This window comes from Betaproteobacteria bacterium (genome assembly GCA_016791345.1).
GTDB lineage: Bacteria > Pseudomonadota > Gammaproteobacteria > Burkholderiales > JAEUMW01 > JAEUMW01.
The window spans coordinates 1-2738 of sequence record JAEUMW010000337.1; the positions used below are offsets into that span (position 1 = coordinate 1).

3 protein-coding genes are annotated in these 2738 nt (G+C 62.3%); all 3 read left to right on the top strand.

Annotated elements, in window-relative coordinates; all coding sequences use genetic code 11:
- Nucleotides 1–22: 22 nt before the first annotated feature.
- Entirely contained in the window at nucleotides 23–1738 is a 1716-nt protein-coding gene (locus JNK68_13230; protein MBL8541318.1) for a glycoside hydrolase, read from the top strand.
- A gap of 94 nt (nucleotides 1739–1832) precedes the next feature.
- Complete coding sequence (locus tag JNK68_13235) at nucleotides 1833–1979, top strand: hypothetical protein (protein ID MBL8541319.1); 147 nt, start codon at nucleotides 1833–1835, stop codon at nucleotides 1977–1979.
- 117 nt (nucleotides 1980–2096) lie between these two features.
- A partial coding sequence (locus tag JNK68_13240) for an AEC family transporter (protein ID MBL8541320.1) occupies nucleotides 2097–2738 on the top strand: 642 nt, incomplete at its 3' end.

Sequence of the window (2738 nt, forward strand, 5' to 3'; positions counted from 1 at the left end):
GTGCACCAAGTGCGCTGAGCGCATGCACGGAACCCGTCTCGAGGTCGTGCTGCTGTGGCACATGCACCAGCCCGACTATCGGGATTACGCGACGGGCGAGTTCACCCTGCCGTGGGTCTATCTGCATGCGCTGAAGGACTACTCCGACATGGCGGCGTACCTGGAGATGCATCCGGGTATGCACGCGGTCGTGAACTTCGTCCCGATCCTGCTGGATCAGATCGAGGACTACGCCGAGCAGCTCACTTCGGGCAACCTGCGCGATCCGCTGCTACGACTGCTCGCGCGCGAGGATCTCGACCATCTGACGGACGCCGAGCGCCGACTGGTGCTCGACAGTTGCTGGCACGCCAACCACGTGCGGATGATCGAGCCGTTTCCCGTCTATCGTACGCTGAAACAGATCTTCAGCCTGGTCGAGGCACAGGGGGAAGGTGCGCTGACCTACCTCTCCGGACAGTACCTCGCGGATCTCCTCACGTGGTATCACCTCGTCTGGACCGGTGAGACGGTCCGCCGCGGCAATGCACTGGTGCCGCAACTGCTCTCGAAGGCAGAGCGCTTCACGTACGCCGACCGCTGCGCGCTGCTCGACCTCATTCGCGACACCATCTGTGGGTTGATCCCGCGATATCGAAGACTCGCGGACAGTGGCCGCGTCGAGCTTTCCTCGACCCCGCACTTCCACCCATTGGGACCGTTGTTGGTCGATTTCAGCGCTGCGCGCGACGCGCTCCCGGAAGCGATCCTCCCGATCTCGCCCTGCTATCCGGGCGGGCGTGGTCGACTGGCGTTCCACATCGCATCGGCCATCGGGAGCCACAGCGCCCGTTTTGGCTGTGCCCCGGCAGGTATCTGGCCGGCAGAGGGTGCGGTTTCACAGCCCGTGCTGGAAGAACTTGCTCGCCACGGCGTGAGATGGATCGCAACAGGCGAAGGTGTGCTCGGAAACTCGCTGCGCCGTAGCGGGCGGGAGGTCGGCTCGAAGATCGAGTCGCTGTACCGGCCGTGGCGAGTGAACGGTGCCGGCGGCGATGTGGCCTGTTTTTTTCGCGATGATCGACTTTCCGATCTGATCGGCTTCGAGTACTGCCGGTGGCACGGCTCGGACGCGGCGGGACATTTCGTCGGCGAATTGGAAGCGATCGCGCGTTCGGCAGACGGCAGGGAGATACCGATCGTATCGGTCATTCTCGACGGCGAGAATGCGTGGGAGTTCTACCCTTACAACGGGTACTACTTTCTCACGGAGCTTTACCATCGGTTGGAAACGCACCCTTTCATTCGGACGACCACGTTCGGCAAGTGGCTGGACGCGCCGCCTTCCCACGATCGAGCACGCGCGGCAACCGGAGAACTCTCCAGCTTGGCGGCCGGCAGTTGGGTATACGGGAACCTCTCAACCTGGATCGGCGCAACGGAAAAGAACCATGCCTGGGATCTGCTAGCGCAGGCCAAGCAGAGCTACGATCTCGTGATGGCGAGCGGCCGTCTCACCGAGCGCCAACAGGCGGCAGCCTCCCTGCAGCTTGCTTCGTGCGAAAGTTCCGACTGGTTCTGGTGGTTTGGCGACTACAATCCCGCACATTCCGTGGCGAGCTTCGATCGCCTCTTTCGCCAGAGCCTGACCCACCTGTATCAACTGCTTCAGCTTCCCGTTCCCGAAGCCCTCGGTCACTCGATCAGTGTCGGTGGCGGCACACCCGAAGCAGGCGGCGCGATGCGGCGATCCTCATAAGCCGCGCGCGAAACTTTTCTCGCGCTTTGTCGGTCATTCGACTACGATTGATCGATGGCATTCCGATGCCAGAACTCCCTGAGGAGCCCACCCCATGAAACGAATTCTTGCCCTCTTCGCCGTGCTCAGCCTTGCCCTGGCGTCTGCCGCCTATGCAGATGGTGCGGGTTGCTCCGACAAGGCAAAGGCCGAGAAGAACAAGAGCAGCACGCTCATCGATACGGTTGCTGAGGTGCGGTGACACCTTCAGTCGCCGCCTGAACCGGAAGCCCGTGGTTCGCCGCCGCGGGCTTTTTGTTTGGCGGTGAGCAGCCGGCCCAGCCAGAACCGGGTTCCAATCTCTGCGGGTGCTCCGGGCATGTTTCTGCACATTCTCTCCCTTACCGCACCCCTCTTCCTCCTGGTGTTGATCGGCTATGGGCTATCGAAGTGGGGCCGCTGGCCCAAGACCGCCTCCGATGCGCTGACCCGCTTTGTTTTTTCCTTGGCTGTACCCACGCTTCTGTTCCGGATGATGGCCGACTTCTCGCGATTGCCGACGCCACGGCCAGCGCTGCTCGTGGCGTTCTTCGGCAGTTGCTTCATCGTCTTCACGCTCGGTCGCCTCGTCGCTCATTTTGCATTCCGTCTCGATGCGGTTTCCCAGTCCGTGTTTGCACTGGGCGGAATTTTCTCGAACAACGTGCTCCTGGGGCTGCCGGTCGCGAAAGTGACCCTCGGGGACGAGTCGATTCCGTCGGTTTCCCTCGTGCTGATCTTCAACGCGCTGATTCTTTGGACGCTGGTCACCGTTTCCGTCGAGTGGGCACGGCACCGCGCTCCGACGTGGTCGGCAGTCGGCCGCACAGTGAAGGGGGTGGCCACCAATCCCATCGTTGCCAGCATTGTTCTGGGCACCGCTTTTGGTTTCACCGGCTTGGCACTTCCGGTGATGATCGACCAGACCCTGGTCTTGGTGGGGCAGGCGGCAGTGCCGCTGTCGTTGATTGCCCTCGGCATG

Bases quoted from the DNA above. Each gene is read 5' to 3' on its own strand.
- JNK68_13230 (MBL8541318.1), top strand. From the start codon at position 23: ATGCACGGAACCCGTCTCGAGGTCGTGCTGCTGTGGCACATGCACCAG.
- JNK68_13235 (MBL8541319.1), top strand. From the start codon at position 1,833: ATGAAACGAATTCTTGCCCTCTTCGCCGTGCTCAGCCTTGCCCTGGCG.